A 21,510-nucleotide genomic window follows, 5' to 3' on the forward strand; every position below is an offset into this window, starting at 1 on the left:
CATAAAATTCTTATCCTACAGCGGGGTGTTCGAGTGAAAACAGAAAAAGTGGCAATCCTGGATTGCGGGGGACAGTATACCAAGGTCATCGACAGAAAGGTACGGGAACTCTTGGTGCAATCGGATATTTTTCCGGTTGGAACGCCGCCGGAACGTCTCCGGGAGTATCAGGGGATCATCCTTTCCGGCGGTCCGGCCAGCGTCTGGAATGAACAAGCTTTGCATTACGATCCGGCTCTTTTGGATCTGGGTATTCCGGTCCTGGGAATCTGTTACGGCATGCAACTGATTAACCAACATTTCGGCGGCATGGTTGTGCCGGGATTACGGACTGAGTATGGAGAGACCGAGATTGAAGTGGATCCGGGCTGTCCGCTTTTTGATGGTTTGGAGCCCAAACAGGTGGTTCTGATGAGCCACGGCGATACCGTATCGGAGCTCGCTCCCGGTTTTCAGATTGCCGCCCGTTCCGGCGACGTCACCGCTGCCATCTATCATCCCGGGCTGAACATCTATGGCGTGCAATTCCATCCGGAAGTGGATCTGACGGTGCCCGGCAAAGCCATTCTGACCAACTTTCTGATGAAAATCTGCGGTTTGCACGGGACCTATGCTTTGGAAGACCGGATTCACACCGCCATCGAGAAGATCCGTGAGAAGGCCAAAGACCAAAAGGTGCTGGTCCTGGTCAGCGGCGGCGTGGATTCGGCGGTCAGCGCGGCTTTGCTTTTGAAGGCCCTGGATCCCGATAATGTCTATGCCATCCACATCGACCATGGCCTGATGCGGAAGAATGAGAGCGATATCGTTTGTGAAAACCTCAAAGCGCAAGGCTTAAAACATTTGATCCGCGAGAATGCGGCGGCGGACTTTTTCAATAGCGTGATCGAAGTCAATGGCAAAACCATCGGCCCTTTGACCCGGCTGGTCGATCCGGAAGAGAAACGGAACCTGATCGGCGAGGTCTTCATTCGGGTCGTCCGCCGCACCGCTGAGAGTCTAAAGCTGGACTTCGACCAAACCTTTTGGGCTCAGGGCACGCTCCGGCCGGATCTGATCGAGAGCGGCAACCCCGATGTCAGCGGCTATGCCCATAAGATTAAGACTCACCATAATGACGTGGATATCGTCCGCAGAGCCCGTGAGAAAGGGCTGGTCATCGAGACCAACTGGGACTGGCATAAGGACGAGGTCCGGCAGGTGGCGCGGGCGTTGGGCATCGAGGAGAGCATTGCCTCCCGGCAGCCTTTTCCTGGTCCCGGCTTGGCGGTGCGAATGATGTGCAACGATGCCACGGACCGGATCACCTCCGAGCAGCAAGCCAGAGTGGCGGAGTTGATGGCCGGATTCGATCCCGCCTACCATACCGAGGCGGTTCCCATCCGGACCGTCGGAGTCCAGGGCGACTGTCGCAGTCATCGTTTTCTGGCCTTGTCGTACGGCAAAGGAATCGAGTTGGAGTGGGACAAAGTCTATGCCATCGGTACCGGCCTGCCGAATCAGGTCGATTTCATCAACCGGGTGGCTTATGTTTTGAATAAAGAACGTTTGGACGGGCCGCTCCAATGTTATCCGCTGTACATCAATCCGGAAAGCGTCGATCTCTTGCGGGAGTTGGACGCCAGGGTGGTATCCAAGCTGAATACCAAACCCATCAGCCAGGTTTTTGCGGTGCTGCTGCCGGTGGGGATTACCAAAAAATATTCCGTGGCCATCCGCACCATCATCACCAATGATTTCATGACCGGCCGGCCGGCGGCTATCGGCAAGGATATCCTCCGCGAGACGGTCGCCGAGTTGACGCGGGAGATCGAACGCGACTTCCCCCAGATCGACCTGGTTCTCTACGACGTGACCAGCAAACCTCCGGCGACGGTGGAGTGGCAATAGAGCACCCCATCACGCGGCGGTTATTTCTGAAAGGAACCAAGTATCGGTTTCCAATGGAGTATTGAAAAGCCTTTCAATCGGAGCGATCCGGTTGAAAGGTTTTCGTTTCGATGAAAGCCGCCCGCTGGTGAAAGCGGCGGCTCGGAAGGGGAAGCTTGAGATGGAATATTTGCAATTAGGCAATGGCGAAATCCTGTTGATCCGCGAGGCTGAAAAGGAGGATGCTTCACGCATCGTCGATTACACCAATCAGGTGGGGAAGGAGACGGACAACCTGACGTTTGGCGAAGACGGCTATGGTATTTCCGCGGAAATGGAGGCCTCCTATATCGAGTCCTTTTCGAAAATCGACAACCGGTTGATGCTGTGCGCTTTCATCGATGGCAACCTGGTGGGACACTTATCGTTTACCGGAGGTGTGCGGCCCCGGACCAGGCATGCCGGAGAGTTCGGCATCACGGTCTTAAAGCAGCATTGGGGAAAAGGGATCGGAACCCAACTGTTGAATTATCTCATCGCCTGGGCCAAACAGGGTCGGATCATTCGCAAGATTAATTTGAAAGTACGCAGTGACAATCAGCGCGCCATCCGTTTATACCAAAAAGCGGGCTTTGTCGCGAGCGGCACTAATACTCGCGAGTTCTGCATCGCTGGGAAGTTTTACGATTCCGTTGCGATGGGGTTGGAAATCGATTGAGGTTGGCCACTCCCCGGCAACTCCCCGAGTAACCGAAGTAACTGCTTTGGTCATTCCCGTAACTCCTTGAGCGACCGAAGTAACTGCTTCGGTTATTCCAGTAACTCCTTGAGTGACTGAAACAACTGCTTTGGTCGTTCCAGTAACTCCTTGAGCGATTGAAGTAACTGCTTTGGTCGTTCCAGTAACTCCTTGAGTGACTGAAACAACTGCTTTGGTCGTTCCAGTAACTCCTTGAGCGATTGAAGTAACTGCTTTGGTCATTCTAGTAACTCCTTGAGCGATTGAAGTAACTGCTTTGGTCATTCCAGTAACTCCTTGAGCGATTGAAGTAACTGCTTTGGTCATTCCAGCAACTCCTTGAGCGACCGAAGTAACTGCTTTGGTCATTCCAGCAACTCCTTGAGTGACTGAAGCAACTGCTTTGGTCATTCAAGTAACTCCTTGAGCGACTGAAGCAACTGCTTCGGTCATTCCAGCAACTCCTTGAGCGACTGAAGCAACTGCTTCGGCCATTGAAACCCTCCTTTCGGAGACCTCCAGAGAATCGCCCGTCAATCATTTGCCTGTAACTTCCCGGTCCATCAGCGCATAGGATAAAAGAAGGTATGAAGCTAACCTGGGAGTGAACGGCTTTGGCAACGGATATCTATGTCGTCCAACCCGATGATACCATGGGGGGCATCGCGAATCGTTTTGGCTTCCCGGTATCCGAGATTTTGGAATTGAACCGGCTTTCTCCGCTTGAAAAATTAGTGGTCGGGCAAGCCATCTTAATTCCATTCCTGCCCAAAACCATTGAAAGCCTGGCTTATTTTCATTTGGCGGATGTAACGGATCTGGCGAATACCTTGGAAGAGATCGGTCAATTGGTTACCTATGGCGCGGTCTTTCAATTTTCGGTCGCGGCGGATGGGAGCATTGCCATTCCCGAAGGGGCCGATGTCGAAGGCACGGTCAGCCTCTTGCGGTCCTATAATATCCTGCCGCTCCTGGTCCTTACCAACCTGAGTCCGCAACGATTTGAACCGGCTTTGTTCAAGACGGCCGTCAGCAGTGAGCCCAATAAGGCCAAAACCATTGCAAACCTGGTTTCGCTATTGGAACGGTATGGGTTTGCCGGGGTCAATATCGATTTCGAAAACGTTTCTTCCGAGGATCGCGAGGCTTTTACCGCTTTTATCCGTGATCTCAAGCTGGTGCTGGAAGAGTGGAGTTATCTGGTGACGCTGGCTGTTCCGCCCAAAAATTCCGATACTCCGGATAATCCCGCTCATCTTGCCTATGATCTGCAAGCGCTGGGAAACTGGTCCGATTTCCTGTTTGTCATGGCCTACGACTGGGGATATGTCAAAGGACCCCCGGAAGCCGTGGCTCCGCTGAATAAGGTTCAAAAAGTCATGGCCTATCTAACCGGCAAAGTGCCAGCCTCCAAACTCATGCTGGGGATTCCGCTATACGGCTACGATTGGCAATTGCCTTACACCCCCGGCACAGCGGCGAGTGTCGTCAATCTGGTCAAAGCGATCGAACTGGCCCGCCGTTATCAGGCAGTCATTCAATATGACCCGGTCGCTCAGTCGCCCTATTTCAAGTATGTGGACACCGCCGGAAAAGAGCACATCGTTTGGTTCGAGGACGCCCGCTCCGTCACCGGTAAATACCAGTTGACCCGAGGGATCAATCTGAGAGGAGCCGGTTTTTGGAGCAGCAAAAACACCCCGTATGGCTTCCCGCAGAATTGGGTGATCTTTCAGGAAATGTTCCAACCCATGAAGGGAGCCATTCTGATTTAGTCTTGCCAGGCTTTATGGGCAGGAAGCTGTGAGGCGACGTTGAATTATTATCCTGTTACTATATATGTTGCAATTGTTGCAATCAGTTTTTGTACCTTCAAAATCATTGCAACATAATTCCGGAGGTTCATGTGGAAACCTTGCAAATCGCCTTGCACCGCTTTGAAATGGCGCAGTTTATCGGCGCCATCACCCGTTTTTTTGCCAGCCAGGGAATCCCACCGGCCATGATTGCCCCTTTCGCAGGCTACGATGAGCCCTTGGAATTCGGTCCGGCGGAAGAACGCGACTTGGCTGCGGAATTGCTTGAAGAAGGGCGCAGCTTGTATTTTCCATTCAGTGACACCAATACCGGCGAAGCGGTCCCGTGCGCCGATGGTCAGCGATACCGGTTTCCGGTGGTGGAGACGGATGAGACGGAGTTGAACTTCTGTGCGGCGGAACTGGAATCGATCGGGTTTTTGGTCGCGGTCGCCCGGGATGAATTACGGATCGAGCAAGCCGTCATGAGCGGGGGAGCGCTGTCCCCGGCGGAGCCGGCCGACTGGTCGGGGCTTGCTTTGGACGAAGCGATGGAACGGTTCATTCGGAAATTCATTGGGGAAGAATGAAGGGTCAAGAAAAAACCCCCGGCTTATCCGGGAGGTTCCAGAAACTGATTGCGGCATCGCTGGGGATGGGTGAGATCAGGAATGGTTCAACGCCAGCAGGCTCATGACCAAAATTCCCGTTTCCAGACTCCGGTCATCGAAATCAAACTCCGCGTTATGCAATCCGGGCGACCCGGTGCCGTTTCCCAATAGAAACATGGCTCCCTCGCGGCCTTCCAGGTAAAACGCGAAATCCTCACAGGTCATGTTGGGTTTTTCCAATGGCTGCCAAGCCTCTTCGGCGAGGTACCGCTGGACGGTCGCCCGGATCCGCTCAAAACCCGTCTCCGTGTTCAGGACGGGCAGGGAGTACTCTTTCTCATACTCCATTTCGGCGGTCGTTCCGCTTTCCGTGGCGATCGCCGCGATAATCCGTCGCATCTCCGCTTCGATCCGGTCGCCGGCGGCGGTACTTAAAAATCGGGTCGTGCCCCGGATGACGGCGCTGTCGGGAATGATGTTTTTGGATTCGCCGCCATGGATGGAACAGACAGAGAGGATCGAGCCGTCGACGGGATGGAGCCGCTGATGCAGTTCTTGGAATCGGGTGATGAGCGCGGCGGCAACTGGCAACGGGTTCAGGCCTTGCTCGGGCATAGCCCCGTGACAGCCCCGTCCGGTCAGCGTGATGCTGAACATGGCGCCGGCGGAAAAGAGCGGTCCGCTTCGGGCAGCGATATGACCGACTGGAAGGCCGGGCCAGTTATGGAGGGCATAAGCTGCCGCCGCACCGGCGCAAGCGCCCCGCCGGACCAACGTCTTGCCGCCACAGATCATCTCTTCGCCGGGTTGAAAGATGAAGCGGACCGCCACCGGGAGTTCGCTCCGGAACGCGTCGAGCACTCGGGCCGTCCCGACCAGGATCGCCGTATGGCCGTCATGGCCGCAAGCATGCATCGCTCCGGGAACTCGCGAACGATATGCGAGTCCGGTGGCTTCCTGAATCGGTAACCCATCGGTATCAGCCCGTAAACAGATCATTTTCGCGCCCGGTTTGGGAAGATCGGCGATCAGATCCGCCTCCAGCAGCGGCGGCTGGATGACCAGTGAGGTTTCTTGGAGCGCGGCGCGGATCTTTTGACGCGTCGCCTGAGTGGCCAGGCCGATCTCCGGTTCTTGATGGATCTGGCGGCGTAATGTGGTGATCTCCGGCAGAATCGACCGGATTTTGTCTTGGATAGCGCGGAGTAATAATTCATCCATGATCGTATCGTCTCCAGGCTGCTAAAATTAAGAATGATGAAGCTTAGCCAGACCTCCGGTGGAGGTTTCGCGATAGGAGCATTTCAAGTCGGTGCCCGTCTCCATCATGGTCCGTACGACGTCATCGAAGGAGATGCGGTGTTCGCCGCCGGCCAGCAAGGCGTATTTTGCCGAATCCAAGGCCCGGGCGGCGGCAAAAGCGTTCCGCTCAATGCAGGGAATTTGCACCATGCCGGATACTGGATCGCAAGTCAATCCCAGATGGTGTTCGAAGCCAGTCTCCGCCGCATATTCAATTTCACGAACCCCGCCGCCCAGCAGCTGGGCAGCAGCTCCTGCCGCCATGGCGCAAGCGGTACCGATCTCTCCTTGACAGCCTACCGCGGCGCCGGAGATGGAGCCGTTCGTTTTGACCAGATTGCCGATGAGTCCGGCGGTGGCCAGCGCTTTGAGGATGGATTTATCGGAGCAGTGCCGGATCTCCTGCAAATAATAGAGCACTGCCGGCAATACACCGCAGGAACCGCAGGTCGGCGCGGCGACAATCTGTCCTCCGGCGGCATTCTCTTCTGAGACCGCCAGGGCGTAGGAGAATATTTTAGCGGTTTGTTGCAGAAAACCGTTTCGTTTGCTCTTGCGATAGAAAGAGGGACTTTTTCGTTCCAGCCGCAATATTCCCGGCAGCACGCCCTCAGTATTTAAACCCCGTTCCACCGCCTGACGCATTGCCTGCCAAACTTCTTGCAGATACTCCCAGATGGAATCGGATTCCCGGTCGGCGACATATTGCCAGAGCGGTTGGGCGTTTCCTTCCGCCCACTGGACCAATTCAGCCATCGTCTGCAGTTCGTAAAGGTCCTTGGTCATGAGACTAGAAGTTTCGTCCTGCAGAGCGCCTCCGCCGATGCTGTAGACCCGCCAAGCGTGGATAACCGCGCCAAGCGGGTCAAAAGCTTCAAACTCCATCCCGTTGGGATGGAGTGGCAAGAACTCATCAGGTTTCCAGACAAATTCAACATTTTTCGGAGCGAAGGTCTCGCGGATGGCTTGGTCCGTCAGATGCCCCGCTCCGGTGGCGGCCAAACTGCCGTATAACGTGACGCGGTATCGGGCGGCCTCGGGTGTGTTTTTATAAAATGACTCGGCCGCTTTTTTGGGCGCCATGGTGTGGCTGGCCGAAGGGCCGATGCCGATGCGATATAGTTCGCGGAGGGATTCCATACAATAGCTCCTCTATCAGTCTCAGAATGCTTGAGTCGAAAAATTATCGGTTCGTCCGACCGGGAAAGGGGAGGTACGCGATTTTATGCCGATGACAATATCTTTCCCGAAAACTACGATTGGGAAACCGCTGAACCGGATTCGCGAACCTCATGCCGAAACATGAGTAAACTCTCCCGCACCAAAGTCTCCTGGATTTCGGAGGAAGACAGATCCTGGTTCAGTGTCAGACTCATGGAGAGCCGGTTGGAAAAATAGAAGAATGCCAAGGCCGATAAGGTATAGATGAACGTCTCAAACGAGACTTCCAAAGAATAGATGCCTTGTTCCTGGCCTTTGTTGTACAGTTTCCTCAGGTGCTGGAAGGTCTTGTTGCGCAGGCCTTTCAAGACCGGCAGATGCGCTCCTCCCTCCAGATTTTCCCAGGCGATCAAACGCCAGAACTCCGGATGGCTCTGATGAAACAGGAAATAGTGACGGAGCAAGATCTCCGCCAGGTGGGGAATGTCCGCCTCCAATAAGGCCAGGAAAGACTCTTCACTGTTCATGATGCTTTCATAGCAATCCTTCAATACCTCGGCAAATAGATTCTCTTTATTGACAAAATAAGCATAAATGCGTTGCTTATTCACCCCGGCCCGGCCGGAGATGTCATCCACGGTGGTGCCGTGAAACCCTTTGGCGGAGAATTCCTGTCTGGCGGCTGCCAGGATCTTCGATTTGGTTTCCAACGCTCGCTTTTGCATCGAATCATTCCTTTAGCCATGTATTCAGATGAGCGGCAATAAACTCATCATCATTCAAATGGGGATACCAACGGTAAACACGGTCGATCTCCTCGGATTGGCCGGGGGAGAGGACCTCTTTCGGATTCAGGCACCAGGTTCCGGGCAATAATCCTTGACGGCGCAGCACTTCATGGATGCCCGGGATGCAACCGGCAAAGGCATGGGAAGGGTCAAAGAATGCCGCATTGCTATCGGTAATTTGGGCCCCCAGGGTCAGCAGCTCCGCTGGGATAGGCTGTCCGGTGTCGACCAAGGCATGAATTTGATCCAGGAGCTCAACGGCTTTCTTGGTCCAGACGGCCCAGTGTCCCAACAAACCGCCGACGATCCGAACGGCTTTGGTACCCGCCGTAGTGTTAATCCGGTATTCAGTCAAAAGATCAATCACGATATTATCATCATTCCCGGTATACAGGAGAATGTCGTGCTCCCGGCCGGCCTCACAGACCGCCCGGACCACATCGAAAGTCTGATAACGGTTGAAAGGAGCCATTTTAATGGCCAGTACATTGTCGATCGTTGCGAACTCCCGCCAGAACTCATAGGGTAAAACTCTTCCGCCTACCGAAGGCTGAAGATAAAAGCCAATGACGGGCATAATTTGAGCGATCTCCCGGCAATGCTGAATTAATCCGGGGACATCATCCTTGGCCAATGCCGCCAGACTTAATAGACAGGCATGATAACCAGTCTCCCGCGCAAAGCTGGCTTCCGCGAGAGCCTGTTGGGTTTTCCCACATACCCCGGCCACTTTTAGGATCGCTTTTCCTTGGGCGGCCGAATAAGAATCGATTGTCTCTGACGCCAACTTTAAGACGGGCTGAAATAAATCGATCCCCGGTTCGCGGATCTCAAACTGGGTGGAATGGACTCCCACTGCGACGCCGCCTACTCCGGCATCGATATAATAGCGGATGATCGCTTTTTGATAACGCGGTGCGAATTTTCGATCCGCATCCAGCGCCAAGGGGAGCGCGGGTATGACGACGCCCCGTTTTATTTTTTCCCGAATGACGGCAGGAATCTCGCCAATTTTCATCACCTTAAAACCTCCCGTTATTCGTGTCGAAATGAGTCGGTTTGTTTAAGCCGCGGCCACCCAGCATCAACCAGTGAGCAGTCCAGGTCAGCATCTGCTGTAAAGAGACGGTGGGATAACCGAAATGCTTCGCCGATTTGGCGGAGTTGGCCAACAAGGCATATGAACCGTCGTTTCCGCTATAAGTTACTTTCTTTCCCATGATTTGAGCCATTATATCGGCGGCATAACGGACTGGAATCGATTCCGGTCCGGTGATATTAAAGACATTGGCTGGGGAGGTACAGTACTCCAGGCATAATAAGGCTTGGTTACAGGCATCTCCTTGCCAAATAGCATTAAAATGGCTCACACTCAGGTCAACCGGTTTCTCTTCCCAAATTTTTCTTCCTATATCATACAAGACACCGTAGCGTAAATCAATCGCATAATTTAAACGGTACAGACAAAGCGGGGTACCGTAGAGCTTACTGAAATGTCCGAAAATTCGCTCCCGCCCCAAGCAGGACTGGGCATATTCTCCCAGCGGGTTGGTGGAATCGGTTTCTGAACAACCGCCGGAAGTGACGGGAACCAAGGGATAAACATTGCCGGTTGAGAAAACCACAATTCGGCTGGCCGTAAAATGTTCGGCAACAATGTGCGGGACTAAGGTGTTAATGGCCCAAGTTAATTCTTCGTTTCCGTCCGTCCCAAATTTCCTGCCAACCATAAAAATTATGTTTTTAATCCTAGGCAATTCTGCGACAGCTTGGCGATCCAGAAGATCGCAGGAGATTGTTTCAATGCCGAGTTGGTTCAGTTTTTTCCGGGTGTCAGGGTCACTGAAACGAGCAACGCCGATTACTTTTTTGGAGACGCCCGCGGCTTTGATCGCATTGATCGCCACAGCGCCGAGGGAAGCCCCCATCTTTCCTCCAATTCCAAGGATCATGATATCGCCGTCCAAGCGACGCATCATTTCCGTAAGTTGAGGAGAAGGAGTTCCTAATACCTCATCAAGCTGTTCTTCGTTTGAAATCAATTCCGGTAAAATCATCCACAACACTTCCTTTTCTAAAACCAAATGGTTAGTTACATTTTAACAGAGCCATTGGCCTCTGTCAAATTGTAAAAACAAGAAAGTATTTTATGCTGCGGATTTTGAAAAAAGTATTGTGTTTGGTTAGTGTATCGTTATGAGACGGGCTTTAACGATTCAAGTTGATTTACGAACCCTAGAAAATCTTCATAGGTTCCTTGATAAGTCGTTTGGATGGGTTCATCGTTGCGATGAATTAAATGATCGGTAATTAAATAGGTCTCCATTCCTGTGGTCAATGCCACCAGATCCTCTTGGACGTCATTTCCGACCATTAAACACTGTTCGGGTTGTTTATTAATCTCTCGGAGGACCTCTTGATAAAAATGAGGTTGCGGTTTGCAATAATGATTTCGTTCGTAAGATGTAATATAAGGAAAGTCGCTTGGCTCGAAACCTGCCCAGCGAATACGATGGTAGATGGCTTCTTTGGGAAAAAGCGGATTGGTGGCAATGATTAAATTATAACCTTTTTCTCTTAATCGACAAACCGCCTCATGCATGACAGAGGATTTTAAGACTGATTCTTGCGTTTTTAAGAAACCGCCGTCATAAAATTCGGAGAATCGTTGCTGAAAAACGGCAAGATCACCGTCGATAAGTTGGCTGAATTTCTCCATGAACACGACTTCGTTGGTCCGTTCTTCAACATTTTTAACCATGGCTTCGGTAGCAGTCCAAATACATTTCACTAATTTCTCTGGATCCATTAAGTCTCTGAAAGAACTTCTCATTTCCGCAAAGTAAATTTTAATAAATTTTTCTAAATCAAGCGGCAAAAGCGTTCCATCTAAATCGAATAGAATTGTATCCAACATAATGTTTTTCAACTCCCGTTTTTTGAGTTTTGGCACATATAAGTATCATCATAAAGGATTTGCGATGAATAAGTCAAATCGATGCTCCGAATCCTATTTGGCAGGAAAGCTTAATATGTAGAAATTAGAACCGAGCGATTTAACCTGGCAATGATTTTTATAAAAATCAAATAAATTCGGTATTAACAAAAAAAAGCCCCCTGTCTTTGAAGGGAGCTTAATTTCAAACCTATCAAGTTAAGCTTACCAGTTGAAAAATGTTTTTATCTGTTGAGTAACTTTTTCTGGCGTGAAACCAAACTCTTCTGCTAATTGTTCGGCAGGGCCGCTTTTCCCGAAATGATCCATACCGATGACCAATCCATTGATTCCGGTTAGTTGATACCAGCCGGAGCTGACGCCGGCTTCCAACGCAACCCGAGGCACATCTTCGCCCAGAATTGCTTGAATATAAGACGCTTCTTGAGCCAAAAACAATTCTAGGCATGGAACGGAAACGACTCGAACGGCTTTATCCGTTTGACTCAAAGTATCGGCTACGGCTACAGCGAGTGACACTTCGCTGCCCGAAGCGAGGATAATTAAATCTGGTTGATTGTGTGTGGCCTCACGTAAAATGTATGCGCCATGCTGAAAACCATCCCCTGAGGTCCCAGCTAGGGTTGGTAGTTTTTGGCGAGTTAAAATCAAAGCAGTTGGCCCGCTTGTTCGTTTTAACGCATGCAGCCAAGCCCAAGCTGTTTCATTGGCATCGGCGGGACGAATTGCCTCAAATCCGGGGATAATTCTTAGTGATTGGAGTTGCTCGACAGGTTGATGAGTGGGTCCGTCTTCCCCAACGTAGAATGAATCATGGGTTAAAACATAAATGACCGGTTCTCTCATTAAGGATGCTAAGCGAAGTGAATGCCGCATATAATCGACGAAGACTAGGAAAGTCGATCCGTATACGCGTAAACCGCCATGCAAGGATAAACCATTTAGGATGCCGGCCATGCCGTGTTCACGTACTCCGAAGTGCAGGTTCTTTCCGTAATATTCGCCCTTTTTGATATCTGAAGCTCCCTGAATATAGGTCTTTGTCGAAGGAGCCAGGTCGGCCGAACCACCGATTAATTCCGGAATTTTGGCAGCCAATGCATTAAGAATTTTTCCGCCGCAATCCCGGGTGGCAAAGGCAGTACCCACTTCGTAATGGGGCAGGATGGATTCCAGATCGTCCGGGAGTTCCCTGCGCATCACCCGATCCCATTCTCGTCGTAATTCCGGGAAACGCTCGGACCATGCCGCGAATTTTTCCTCCCAAGCGGTATAATTTCGCTGCCAAAGCATCCTTTGTTCCGTAAAGTAGCAATTAACTTCCTCCGGAACATAAAAATCCTGCTCTGGTAGACCGAGAGTCCGTTTTAAGGTGTAAACGTTATCTTTCCCTAGCGGTGTTCCATGGGCTTCCGGGTCGTTCTCCCGCGGACTTCCCTTGCCAATGACTGTCTTTGCGATTATCAATGTTGGCCGTTCCCGGTCTGCTTTTGCTGCTTCAAACGCGGCTCGGATTTCATCAGGTTGATGGCCGTCAATCTTCAGGACCTGCCATCCGTAAGCCAGGTAACGTTCGGCGACATTTTCATTAAAGGCGATTTCCGTCGAACCTTCGATAGAAATGCTGTTATCGTCGTAGATGACAATTAGTTTCCCCAACCCCAAATCACCGGCCAATGACGAGGCTTCCGAGGAGATTCCTTCCATCATGCAGCCGTCTCCGGCAATTGCATAAGTATAATGATTCATAACCTCAAAACCCGGCTGGTTGAACCGCTCTGCTAGGATTCGCTCGGCAAGAGCCATTCCAACGGCATTGGCTATTCCTTGTCCAAGTGGCCCGGTGGTTGTCTCCACGCCAGGAACATGCCAAAATTCGGGATGGCCTGGCGTTTTAGAGCCGAGTTTCCGGAATTGCTTGAGGTCTTCCAAGGAGAGGTCATAACCGGATAAGTGTAGCACACTATAAAGTAAGGCTGAACCATGTCCAGCAGATAGGACAAAACGGTCGCGATTGGGCCAATCCGGCACGGTTGGATGATGATTAAGAATTTCGCCGTATAGAACGGCAGCAATATCAGCGGTTCCGAGCGGCATACCCGGGTGGCCGGATTTGGCGTTTTCGACCATATCTGCGGCTAACCCCCGAATGGTATTGGCAACAAGATGAATCATGTTAAACTCCTTTCTTTATAATAGAATATGGGATAGTTTAGTAAGTTTAAGGCTACGAAAAGCTATAAAAAATATCATTTCAAAATATATCCAGGTAATATTATATTAAAGAAAGAAAATCTCGGGGGATTGGAGCTGTCAGTTTAATGCGGTCTCCCGTCCGAGGGTGGATGAAACGGAGCCGGACGGCATGCAAGGCGGGCCGGTCAATTTTTGGGTCCGGCCTTCCGTATAATGCATCTCCCCGGAGAGGGAGACCGATATGACTTAAATGTACCCGAATCTGATGAGTCCGGCCAGAATGAAGTTTAACGGCCATCAAGGCACCGGACGGGTAAATTCGTAAAACTCGCCAAACCGTCCGGGCTGTTTTACCATTTGCGGCAATTTGCCGTTTCATGACGTATTTAGTTTCTTGAACTGGCAGAGTGATAAGCGCACTTTTTCGAGTTGGTCTGCCGGAGCATACTGCCAAATAGAGCCGATGCAGTCGATCATTCTCAAGTTGACTGGCTAGTTGCTGGTGCGCCCAGGAACTTTTTGCTACCAGGACCAATCCTGATGTGGTTTTATCAAGGCGGTGGATGGGATGGAAAGATGCAGTTTCATTAAGGCTTAACCAATAGCCGACTAAAGCATTGGCCAGCGTTCCCGTTTTTTGATTCCGAACCGGATGAACCAGTTGTCCCGCAGGCTTATTAACGACAATTACGTCAGGATCCTCGTAGATGACTTCAAGCGGCAGAATCTCGGGTTGAATCGTTTGGGATCGAGGCGTCAATACAATACATAATTGCTCTCCTCCCAAGAAACGATAGGAGGTTTTTACCGGTATCCCATTAATGAATATGCCGTTTGTCCGTTTTAAGCTACGGATGAATCCGCGCGACAAGCGAAGAGTTGTTTTGAGGTAAGATTCAACCGTTTTACCAGTCCAACAAAACGGTATTTCTCGTGTGAGTGGCGGAACAGTCGTGGACATGAACCCAATCCTTTTTTATCAATTGTAAAATAAAAAGATCTCCGGGTCAAGCCGTGACTGAGGTATAAAATAAGGGGGATAAAATCCCCCTTACGTTAAGTACAGAACTTACTGTTGGTTGCCAAAATTAAAGCTGTTTGCCTTGTACTGACTCTGAAGTTGGTTTTGATTTTGGGTGTTATAGCTACCCGCACTCAAACCCGCTTGAAAGCCGGCTTTGACATCAGCGTACGTCTGTTCCGCCAGAGTTCTTTCAGCAGCCTCAATCATCCGGCGAACCATATTTCCTCCGATAGCACCAGTCTCTCGAGAAGCTACATAGCCCCAGTAACCACCCTGAACTTTCGAAAGATCGATGTTTAACTCGTTAGCGATCTCGTATTTAAAACGATCCAGAGCCGGGCTCGCGGCTTGTACGAGATAGCTGTTGGATTTTTGTCCAGTACCCATGTGTGTTTTCACCTCCTCGGGAATTAGCTTCCCCCATCAAACCGCAGCTATGTAGTATGATTTTTGGAAGTATCGGAAAAATCCTGATAAGAAGGCTTTTTATCTGGAAATGCCGCTGCGTCAAAACTGCGGTGGCTTTCTTCGAGACTCTTTTGAAAGATATAGGATTGGGCCGCTTCCAACATTACTCGTGAAAGTTCGCCGCCAAGCTTACCGAGAAAATAGGGCGGTAAATTCCATAGTTCGGACTCATAGCGGTGCATTTGGTCCCGTCCAAGCGAAAAACGCATTTTTTTTGCTGCATAATGCCTCTTCATTTATCCCATCCTTCTGATATGATAGTTTTCTCTGAGTACTAAGGGTGCTCAAGATCATTTTTCACAACAATATTCCGGTTTATTTTGAAAATCATTGACAAAGCAGACGCACGGATGGTAAAAATTTTTTATTACCGCAGATTCCGTGGGAATCATTGACTTTTCAAAAATTAACCTATATAATAATCGAAGGTGATTTTGGTGAAGGTTGGTATAGGCTCAATCCGCGAGATACGTGGGGGAGCAGTTTCCTTTGAAGGTTCGTTAGCAATTGATTTTGGGCAACTCGGTATTGATGTTGTCGGTCCTGTAAATGTCAGAGGAACGGTGACGAATACCGGGGAAGGTTTTTTAGTGCAGGCTTCGGTGGATTTGGAATACCGGGCCGATTGTGCACGGTGTTTGGAACCCATCACCAGACAGGAGACCGTTCTCATCAGCGAGGAATTTACTTCCGACCGCGAATCAGCCGATACCGGAACACTCTTTTATTTTAGCGGTGATTTTATCGTTTTGGATGAGTGTATTCGTGAACAAGTCATGCTGTCCATTCCAATGAAAATCCTTTGTTCCGATGATTGTCGAGGGATTTGCCCGGAATGTGGTAGAAATTTAAATCAGGGACCATGTTCTTGTCTCCCGCCCAATTCGAATCCGCAATTATCCAAATTAAAAACATTGTTATCCACAGAAGGAGGTGGAACGAATGGCAAATCCTAAGAATAGGACCTCCCGGACCCGTAAGCGTTTACGACGTGCCAACTTAAAAATGACCGCACCGCAGATTGGTACTTGTCCGCAATGTCATGAATCCAAACTGCCGCATACAGTTTGCAGCAATTGTGGTTATTATAAAGGCCGGGAAGTAATTGCTCAAAGTTAAGGCATTAACAAGGAATTAAGGTCGTTTCGGCCTTAATTTTTTACTGTCAAAAATTGGCTTGACTTTTTTGCCTTTTTGGCTATACTACTCTTGAGAGATTCACATTTATATCTTAATTTTTATCCAGGATCTAAGGGGTGTGACAGTTGCGAATTGCTGTTGACGCCATGGGGGGCGATTTTGCTCCGCGGGAAATCGTGGCTGGGGCGGTCGAAGCCTGTCGCGAACTTGAAGCTGATTTATTGTTGGTCGGCAGGGAAACTGAAGTGCGGAATGAATTGAAGCACCACGCGACGGCTGGTCTGAAACTAGAGATTGTCCCGGCGACGGAAGTGATTGTTATGGATGAACACCCCGCTACCGCCGTAAAACGGAAAAAAGATTCATCGCTGGTAGTCGCCAATCGGCTAGTGAAGGAAGGAACTGCCACGGCAGTGATATCAGCGGGCAATACCGGAGCGGCGATGGCTGCTTCTTTACTCACCTTGGGACGTACTCCGGGAATCGATCGTCCGGCAATCGCCTCGCCGATGCCGACCCGGACCGGAGTCAGCGTTTTATTGGATGCCGGAGCCAATGCGGATTGCGAACCGGAATATCTGCTCCAGTTTGCGATGATGGGGTCGATTTATGCCGAAAAAGTCTTGGGCGTTAAGAATCCACGAATCGGCTTGTTAAGCATTGGGGAGGAAGCAACCAAAGGAAATAAACTAACCTTGGCCGCCCACCAACTTTTAGCGGAAAGTAAATTAAATTTTATTGGTAACATCGAAGGACGCGACGTTCATCGCGGCGCATGCGATGTGATTGTTTGCGACGGCTTTATTGGAAACATCGTACTCAAACTCTCCGAAGGACTAGCCTCCGTTTTAATGAGTCAGATCAAAGAAGCGCTTTCCGCCAATCTCATGTCGTCCCTTGGTGCTGCCTTAATTAAAAAATCCTTATATAAAATGAAATCGCGCCTGGATTATACTGAGTATGGCGGAGCCCCATTATTGGGCCTAAACGGAGTTAGCCTCATCAGTCATGGCAGTTCGAATGCCAAGGCGGTTAAAAACGCTGTGAGAGCCGCTCAAAAAGCGGTGCATGAGTCAGTTATTCAAAAGATCGCCGACGCAGTACAAACTTATTAAGAAATCTGCAGAGGAGCACTCATGACCAATATCGCTTTCTTGTTTCCCGGACAAGGTTCGCAATACGTCGGTATGGGAAAAGAATTTTACGAAAACTTTCCACAAGCCAAGGCTGTTTTTGACGAGGCCGACCAGGTTCTGGGAAGAAAAATATCCGAACTCTGTTTCGCTGGCCCAGAAGAGGCGCTGAAAGATACTCGGAACGCTCAACCGGCTATTTTCACAGTGAGTATCGCAGCATGGAAAGTCTTGACCGCGGAAGGCATTCGGGCTGACTATGTTGCCGGGCACAGTCTGGGAGAATACAGTGCTTTGGTAGCTTCAGGCGCGTTGACGTTTGCAGAAGCGTTATGTTTGCTCAATCGCCGGGCTCAATTCATGGCCGGAGCCGATCCTGACCATAAGGGAACGATGGCTGCGGTGTTAGGAATTGACCGGGCCAGTTTGATGCCGCTTTTGAGCGAAGCCGCTTCGTTTGGCAGAGTGGAAGCAGCGAATTATAATTGCCCCGGACAGATTGTCATTTCGGGAGAAAAAACTGGCATAGCCAAAGCACAAGAAGCAATTGCTGCCCAAGGCGGTCGGATGATTCCTTTGGCGGTAAGCGGTCCTTTTCATTCCAGTCTAATGCGGCCGGCCGCTGAAGCATTCCGTCCCGAATTAGAAGCCTGCCATTGGAAGGACCCGGCTATTCCTTTGATTGCGAACGTTTCCGCACGCCCCGTTTTAGCTTTCGATATGGCCGACAGCCTCTATCGGCAGATTTTTTCTGCGGTGCTTTGGGAAGACACCCTCCGTTTCTTAGCTGAAAAGGCGATCACGACGTATATCGAAATCGGCCCGGGGAAAGTCTTGACCGGATTGACCAAAAAAACGCTGAAAGATGTGACTTTATTGGGTTGTGAGGATCCGGGGTCACTGAAAAAAGCACTTGCAATTTTAAAGGAGGTCTAGTAATATGAGATTAGCGCGGGAAGTGGCAATAGTTACCGGCGCTGCCAGGGGAATTGGCAAATCCATTGCACTGGCTCTCGTTCGTGAAGGCGCGATCGTTGTCATATCTGATATCAATGAAGAGATCCACCAAGTGGCCGAGGAGATTAATCGTTCCGGAGGTCAGGCTGTAGCCGTCGTGGGCAATGTCACCAAGATGGCGGATTGTGAAACTCTGGTGGATACGGCGGTCAAGCAATTCGGCAAAATCGATATTCTGGTGAATAACGCCGGAATAACCAAGGATAATTTACTCCTCCGGATGAGCGAGGAGGATTGGGACGCGGTGCTAACGATCAATCTCAAAGGCACGTTCCTATGCACCAAAGCCGCAATCAAACCGATGATGAAGCAACGTTCGGGAAAGATCATCAATATTGCCTCAGTGATCGGCCAGATGGGGAATCCCGGTCAGGCCAATTATGCCGCTTCAAAAGGCGGAGTTATCGCCTTTACCAAGACCATGGCCAAAGAGTTGGGTTCGCGTAATATCCGGGTCAATGCTATCGCCCCTGGTTTCATCGAATCCAAAATGACTGAGGTTCTTTCGGAAGAAGCGAAAGCCAATCTGACGCGGCTGATTCCTTTGGGAACTCTGGGAAAACCTGATTACGTGGCTGAGGCCGTTGTATTTTTGGCTTCACCGGCGGCTTGTTACACGACTGGACAGGTCTTGAATGTCGACGGGGGTATGGTAATGTAATTTAGCGGGAAGAATATCTTTGTTTTGATATAAAACCAATTCTAACCAACCCAGTGGAAGGAGGTGAAGTGGTTGGATATCTTTGCAAAAGTAAAAGAAATCGTCGTTGAACAATTAGGTGTTGATGAAGAAGAAGTTTCTGAACAGGCTTCTTTTGTTGATGATTTAGGTGCAGATTCATTGGATATCGTCGAGCTGGTGATGGCTCTGGAAGAGGAATTCGACTTGGAAATACCCGATGAAGATGCCGAAAAGATTACTACTGTCGGTGATGCAGTAAACTACATTAAGGAAAACGGTCAGTAAGCACCAGAGAGTCTCGTTCCGACGGGACTCTCTTCATATCGCGATATCTTCAGCTTATTGAAGCCTCTGAGCTTGGTGTAGCAAACTCCCTAACAAGGAGGGAAACTATGAAAAAACGTGTCGTAATCACCGGTTTGGGTATTGTGGCCGCCGGCGGAATTGGAATGAAGCGCTTTTGGCAGTCGATGATCGAGGGAGTGTCCGGCGTTGACTATGTAACTGCTTTCGATACGACCGATTATGATGTAAAAATCGGAGCGGAAGTCAAAAATTTCGACCCGGCTCAGTTTTTAGAGAAAAAAGAGCTGAAACGGACCGACCGCGTGGTTCAATTTGCGGTCGCCGCCGCGAAAATGGCGCTTGAAGATTCCGGGTTGGCGATTGACAATCAAAATGCCGGAGACATTGGTGTGATTATCGGTTCGGGGATCGGTGGAATCAAAACCTTTGAGGAGCAGACTCGGATTTACTTGGAAAAAGGTCCGGGTCGGGTAAGTCCGTTCTTTATTCCGATGATCATTCCTGACATGCCTTCAGGATATGTTTCGATTGTTACCGGGGCGAAGGGCCCTAATCACTCGGCGGTGACCGCCTGCGCTTCGGCCGCCCATTCCATCGGAGATTCTTTTCGAATCATCCAGCATGGTCATGCTAAAGTGATGATCACCGGCGGCGCCGAAGCAGCCATTACCGGATTGGCCTATGCCGGTTTTACATCAGCAGGGGCATTATCCACCCGCAATGATGATCCTGCCGGAGCGAGTCGTCCTTTTGATCTGACTCGGGATGGTTTTGTCATGGGTGAAGGGGCGGGAATCATTATTCTCGAAGAATGGGAGCATGCGGTAAAACGCGGCGCCAAAATCTACGCTGAACTTGTCGGCTTTGGTGAGACCGGGGATGCTTACCACATGACCGCTCCCGAACCGGAAGGAAACGGGGCCGCGCAGGCAATGGCCCTGGCGCTGGCCGACGCCGGAATAATTCCGGAACAGGTTTCATATATTAATGCCCACGGGACTTCCACCCCTCCGAATGATCGCATTGAAAGCAAAGCCATCAAACGCATTTTTGGAGACCATGCCGCCAAATTGGCGGTGAGTTCCACCAAATCCATGACCGGCCATTTGCTCGGTGCCGCAGCGGGAATCGAAGCTATTATTTCCTGTTTGGCCATACGGGATGGATTGATTCCACCGACCATCAATTATCGGACCCCTGATCCGGAATGTGATCTGGATTATGTTCCAAATCAGGCCCGAAAGGCAGACTTGGAATATGTGTTGTCCAATTCATTGGGATTCGGTGGCCACAATGCTTGCCTGGCCTTTAAAAAAGTGAATGATTAAGAAAGACTCAACTAAAAAGACAATCCCGGCAATGCCGGCATCGGCAATTCACGAAATGGCGGCACGGTTTCATTTTCAACCAGAGCATGGGGCACTTTTTCTTGAAGCTGCCACCCATTCTTCCTATGCCAACGAGCACCATATCGCCAGCAACGAGCGGTTGGAGTTTTTAGGCGATAGTGTGCTTTCGATTATTGTCTGCCGCTATCTGTTGTTCCGTTTTCCAAAGCATAATGAAGGACAGCTAGCGAAATTAAAGGCGATCATTGTCAGCGCCAATGTGTTGGCCCAGTTTTCATTGGACTTGAATTTGGACCGTTTTCTCTTGTTGGGCGAAGGCGAGCGGCGCAGCAATGGCCGGGCCAAGGTCAACATTCTGGCGGATCTCTTCGAAGCTTTTTTGGGAGCGTATTATTTAACCTTTGGTTTGGAAAAAACGATCGAACTCATCATGCCGCTTATCGAAGCGGTAACACCGGAGATTATCCGGAAATACGAGGCCATTGATGCCAAAACCACCTTGCAGGAGTTCACCCAAGCGCGGGGCTTTAAACCCTTGTACCGGCTGATCCAAGAGGAAGGACCGGCCCATGAAAAAACTTTCACAGTGGAACTGCTGTTGAATGAAACGGTTATCGGAACCGGGCGTGGCCGCAGCATCAAAGAGGCGGAGAACCACGCGGCTCAAGCCGGCATTCAATATCTTAAACAGCAATGGGATTAGCGGTCAATTCCTACGATGCCGACTTTACTCGAACTCGATAGGGATACCAAAACTTAATTGCATTAAAAGCCATGTGATAAAGTCTCTCGAAACGGAAATCAGTTCATAAAAAGATTTAAAACGACTTTATCACTTGCTTCAGGCAATCGCTGTGACCCTTCCGGCTTTTAGCCGGGTTTATCACAGCTCTTTTAAAAGCGTTATGATAAACCCTGTCCGAAGGCCAGGGTGAACACAAAAGCTCAGAAAAGCAAGTGATAAAGTCGTTTA

23 protein-coding genes are annotated in these 21,510 nt (G+C 50.2%); 12 read left to right on the top strand and 11 right to left on the bottom strand.

Annotated features, from left to right (window positions below):
• Positions 1-33: 33 nt before the first annotated feature.
• The gene (guaA, locus tag EDC14_RS23150; protein ID WP_165908260.1) at positions 34-1,890 is read left to right on the top strand and encodes a glutamine-hydrolyzing GMP synthase; all 1,857 of its coding nucleotides are present in this window, start codon (positions 34-36) and stop codon (positions 1,888-1,890) included.
• A gap of 160 nt (positions 1,891-2,050) precedes the next feature.
• On the top strand, positions 2,051-2,587 hold the full coding sequence (locus EDC14_RS23155) for a GNAT family N-acetyltransferase (protein WP_132016901.1): 537 nt from the start codon (positions 2,051-2,053) through the stop codon (positions 2,585-2,587).
• On the opposite strand, the gene EDC14_RS23160 is transcribed toward EDC14_RS23155, so the two are convergent.
• Entirely contained in the window at positions 2,483-3,019 is a 537-nt protein-coding gene (locus EDC14_RS23160) for a hypothetical protein (protein WP_132016903.1), read from the bottom strand. The genes EDC14_RS23155 and EDC14_RS23160 overlap by 105 nt on opposite strands.
• A 203-nt stretch (positions 3,020-3,222) precedes the next feature.
• Here EDC14_RS23160 and EDC14_RS23165 point away from each other — a divergent pair, with 203 nt between their 5' ends.
• Together EDC14_RS23165 and EDC14_RS23170 are read left to right on the top strand one after the other, a co-directional pair.
• Positions 3,223-4,383 carry a glycosyl hydrolase family 18 protein gene (locus EDC14_RS23165; RefSeq protein WP_132016905.1) on the top strand — a complete coding sequence of 387 codons (1,161 nt, stop codon included), beginning with the start codon at positions 3,223-3,225 and terminating at the stop codon, positions 4,381-4,383.
• Between the two features lie 131 nt (positions 4,384-4,514).
• Positions 4,515-4,994 (top strand): hypothetical protein, encoded by a 480-nt coding sequence (locus EDC14_RS23170; protein WP_132016907.1) that lies wholly within the window; start codon positions 4,515-4,517, stop codon positions 4,992-4,994.
• Between the two features lie 75 nt (positions 4,995-5,069).
• Here the strand turns inward: EDC14_RS23170 and EDC14_RS23175 are convergent, their stop codons facing one another.
• From EDC14_RS23175 to EDC14_RS23220, 10 genes are all read right to left on the bottom strand, one after another.
• Positions 5,070-6,236: a M20 metallopeptidase family protein gene (locus tag EDC14_RS23175; RefSeq protein ID WP_132016909.1), complete on the bottom strand. Its 1,167-nt coding sequence runs from the start codon at positions 6,234-6,236 to the stop codon at positions 5,070-5,072.
• A gap of 27 nt (positions 6,237-6,263) precedes the next feature.
• Positions 6,264-7,457, bottom strand: a complete 1,194-nt coding sequence (locus tag EDC14_RS23180; protein ID WP_132016911.1) for an L-serine ammonia-lyase — start codon at positions 7,455-7,457, stop codon at positions 6,264-6,266.
• Between the two features lie 113 nt (positions 7,458-7,570).
• Entirely contained in the window at positions 7,571-8,203 is a 633-nt protein-coding gene (locus EDC14_RS23185) for a TetR/AcrR family transcriptional regulator (protein ID WP_132016913.1), read from the bottom strand.
• A 4-nt stretch (positions 8,204-8,207) separates the two neighbouring features.
• On the bottom strand, positions 8,208-9,284 hold the full coding sequence (locus EDC14_RS23190; RefSeq protein ID WP_132016940.1) for a dihydrodipicolinate synthase family protein: 1,077 nt from the start codon (positions 9,282-9,284) through the stop codon (positions 8,208-8,210).
• 4 nt (positions 9,285-9,288) lie between these two features.
• A complete protein-coding gene (locus EDC14_RS23195; RefSeq protein WP_424337430.1) occupies positions 9,289-10,323 on the bottom strand; it encodes an NAD-dependent epimerase/dehydratase family protein in 1,035 nt (344 codons plus the stop codon).
• A gap of 137 nt (positions 10,324-10,460) precedes the next feature.
• A complete protein-coding gene (locus EDC14_RS23200; RefSeq protein ID WP_132016915.1) occupies positions 10,461-11,183 on the bottom strand; it encodes an HAD family hydrolase in 723 nt (240 codons plus the stop codon).
• 243 nt (positions 11,184-11,426) lie between these two features.
• Complete coding sequence (tkt, locus tag EDC14_RS23205) at positions 11,427-13,397, bottom strand: transketolase (protein WP_132016917.1); 1,971 nt, start codon at positions 13,395-13,397, stop codon at positions 11,427-11,429.
• A gap of 100 nt (positions 13,398-13,497) precedes the next feature.
• Positions 13,498-14,379 carry an RluA family pseudouridine synthase gene (locus EDC14_RS23210; RefSeq protein ID WP_132016919.1) on the bottom strand — a complete coding sequence of 294 codons (882 nt, stop codon included), beginning with the start codon at positions 14,377-14,379 and terminating at the stop codon, positions 13,498-13,500.
• A 108-nt stretch (positions 14,380-14,487) separates the two neighbouring features.
• Complete coding sequence (locus tag EDC14_RS27690) at positions 14,488-14,829, bottom strand: alpha/beta-type small acid-soluble spore protein (RefSeq protein ID WP_132016921.1); 342 nt, start codon at positions 14,827-14,829, stop codon at positions 14,488-14,490.
• Between the two features lie 47 nt (positions 14,830-14,876).
• On the bottom strand, positions 14,877-15,146 hold the full coding sequence (locus EDC14_RS23220) for a hypothetical protein (protein ID WP_132016923.1): 270 nt from the start codon (positions 15,144-15,146) through the stop codon (positions 14,877-14,879).
• A gap of 201 nt (positions 15,147-15,347) precedes the next feature.
• Between EDC14_RS23220 and EDC14_RS23225 the strand changes: the two genes are divergently transcribed.
• The 8 genes from EDC14_RS23225 (at position 15,348) to rnc (ending at position 21,240) form a co-directional block, all read left to right on the top strand.
• Complete coding sequence (locus tag EDC14_RS23225; protein WP_165908261.1) at positions 15,348-15,866, top strand: YceD family protein; 519 nt, start codon at positions 15,348-15,350, stop codon at positions 15,864-15,866.
• A gap of 49 nt (positions 15,867-15,915) precedes the next feature.
• The gene (gene rpmF / locus EDC14_RS27845) at positions 15,916-16,029 is read left to right on the top strand and encodes a 50S ribosomal protein L32 (protein ID WP_424337431.1); all 114 of its coding nucleotides are present in this window, start codon (positions 15,916-15,918) and stop codon (positions 16,027-16,029) included.
• Between the two features lie 146 nt (positions 16,030-16,175).
• Complete coding sequence (gene plsX / locus EDC14_RS23235; protein WP_132016927.1) at positions 16,176-17,165, top strand: phosphate acyltransferase PlsX; 990 nt, start codon at positions 16,176-16,178, stop codon at positions 17,163-17,165.
• A gap of 21 nt (positions 17,166-17,186) precedes the next feature.
• Positions 17,187-18,119: an ACP S-malonyltransferase gene (gene fabD / locus EDC14_RS23240; RefSeq protein ID WP_132016928.1), complete on the top strand. Its 933-nt coding sequence runs from the start codon at positions 17,187-17,189 to the stop codon at positions 18,117-18,119.
• Between the two features lie 4 nt (positions 18,120-18,123).
• Entirely contained in the window at positions 18,124-18,861 is a 738-nt protein-coding gene (gene fabG, locus EDC14_RS23245; protein WP_132016929.1) for a 3-oxoacyl-[acyl-carrier-protein] reductase, read from the top strand.
• 78 nt (positions 18,862-18,939) lie between these two features.
• Positions 18,940-19,167, top strand: coding sequence for an acyl carrier protein (gene acpP, locus EDC14_RS23250; RefSeq protein ID WP_132016944.1), 228 nt, complete (start codon positions 18,940-18,942; stop codon positions 19,165-19,167).
• 107 nt (positions 19,168-19,274) lie between these two features.
• The gene (fabF, locus tag EDC14_RS23255) at positions 19,275-20,516 is read left to right on the top strand and encodes a beta-ketoacyl-ACP synthase II (RefSeq protein WP_132016930.1); all 1,242 of its coding nucleotides are present in this window, start codon (positions 19,275-19,277) and stop codon (positions 20,514-20,516) included.
• Between the two features lie 55 nt (positions 20,517-20,571).
• Positions 20,572-21,240 carry a ribonuclease III gene (gene rnc / locus EDC14_RS23260; protein ID WP_165908262.1) on the top strand — a complete coding sequence of 223 codons (669 nt, stop codon included), beginning with the start codon at positions 20,572-20,574 and terminating at the stop codon, positions 21,238-21,240.
• Positions 21,241-21,510: the final 270 nt, after the last annotated feature.

It is taken from the genome of Hydrogenispora ethanolica, from assembly GCF_004340685.1.
GTDB classification, from domain to species: domain Bacteria; phylum Bacillota; class UBA4882; order UBA8346; family UBA8346; genus Hydrogenispora; species Hydrogenispora ethanolica.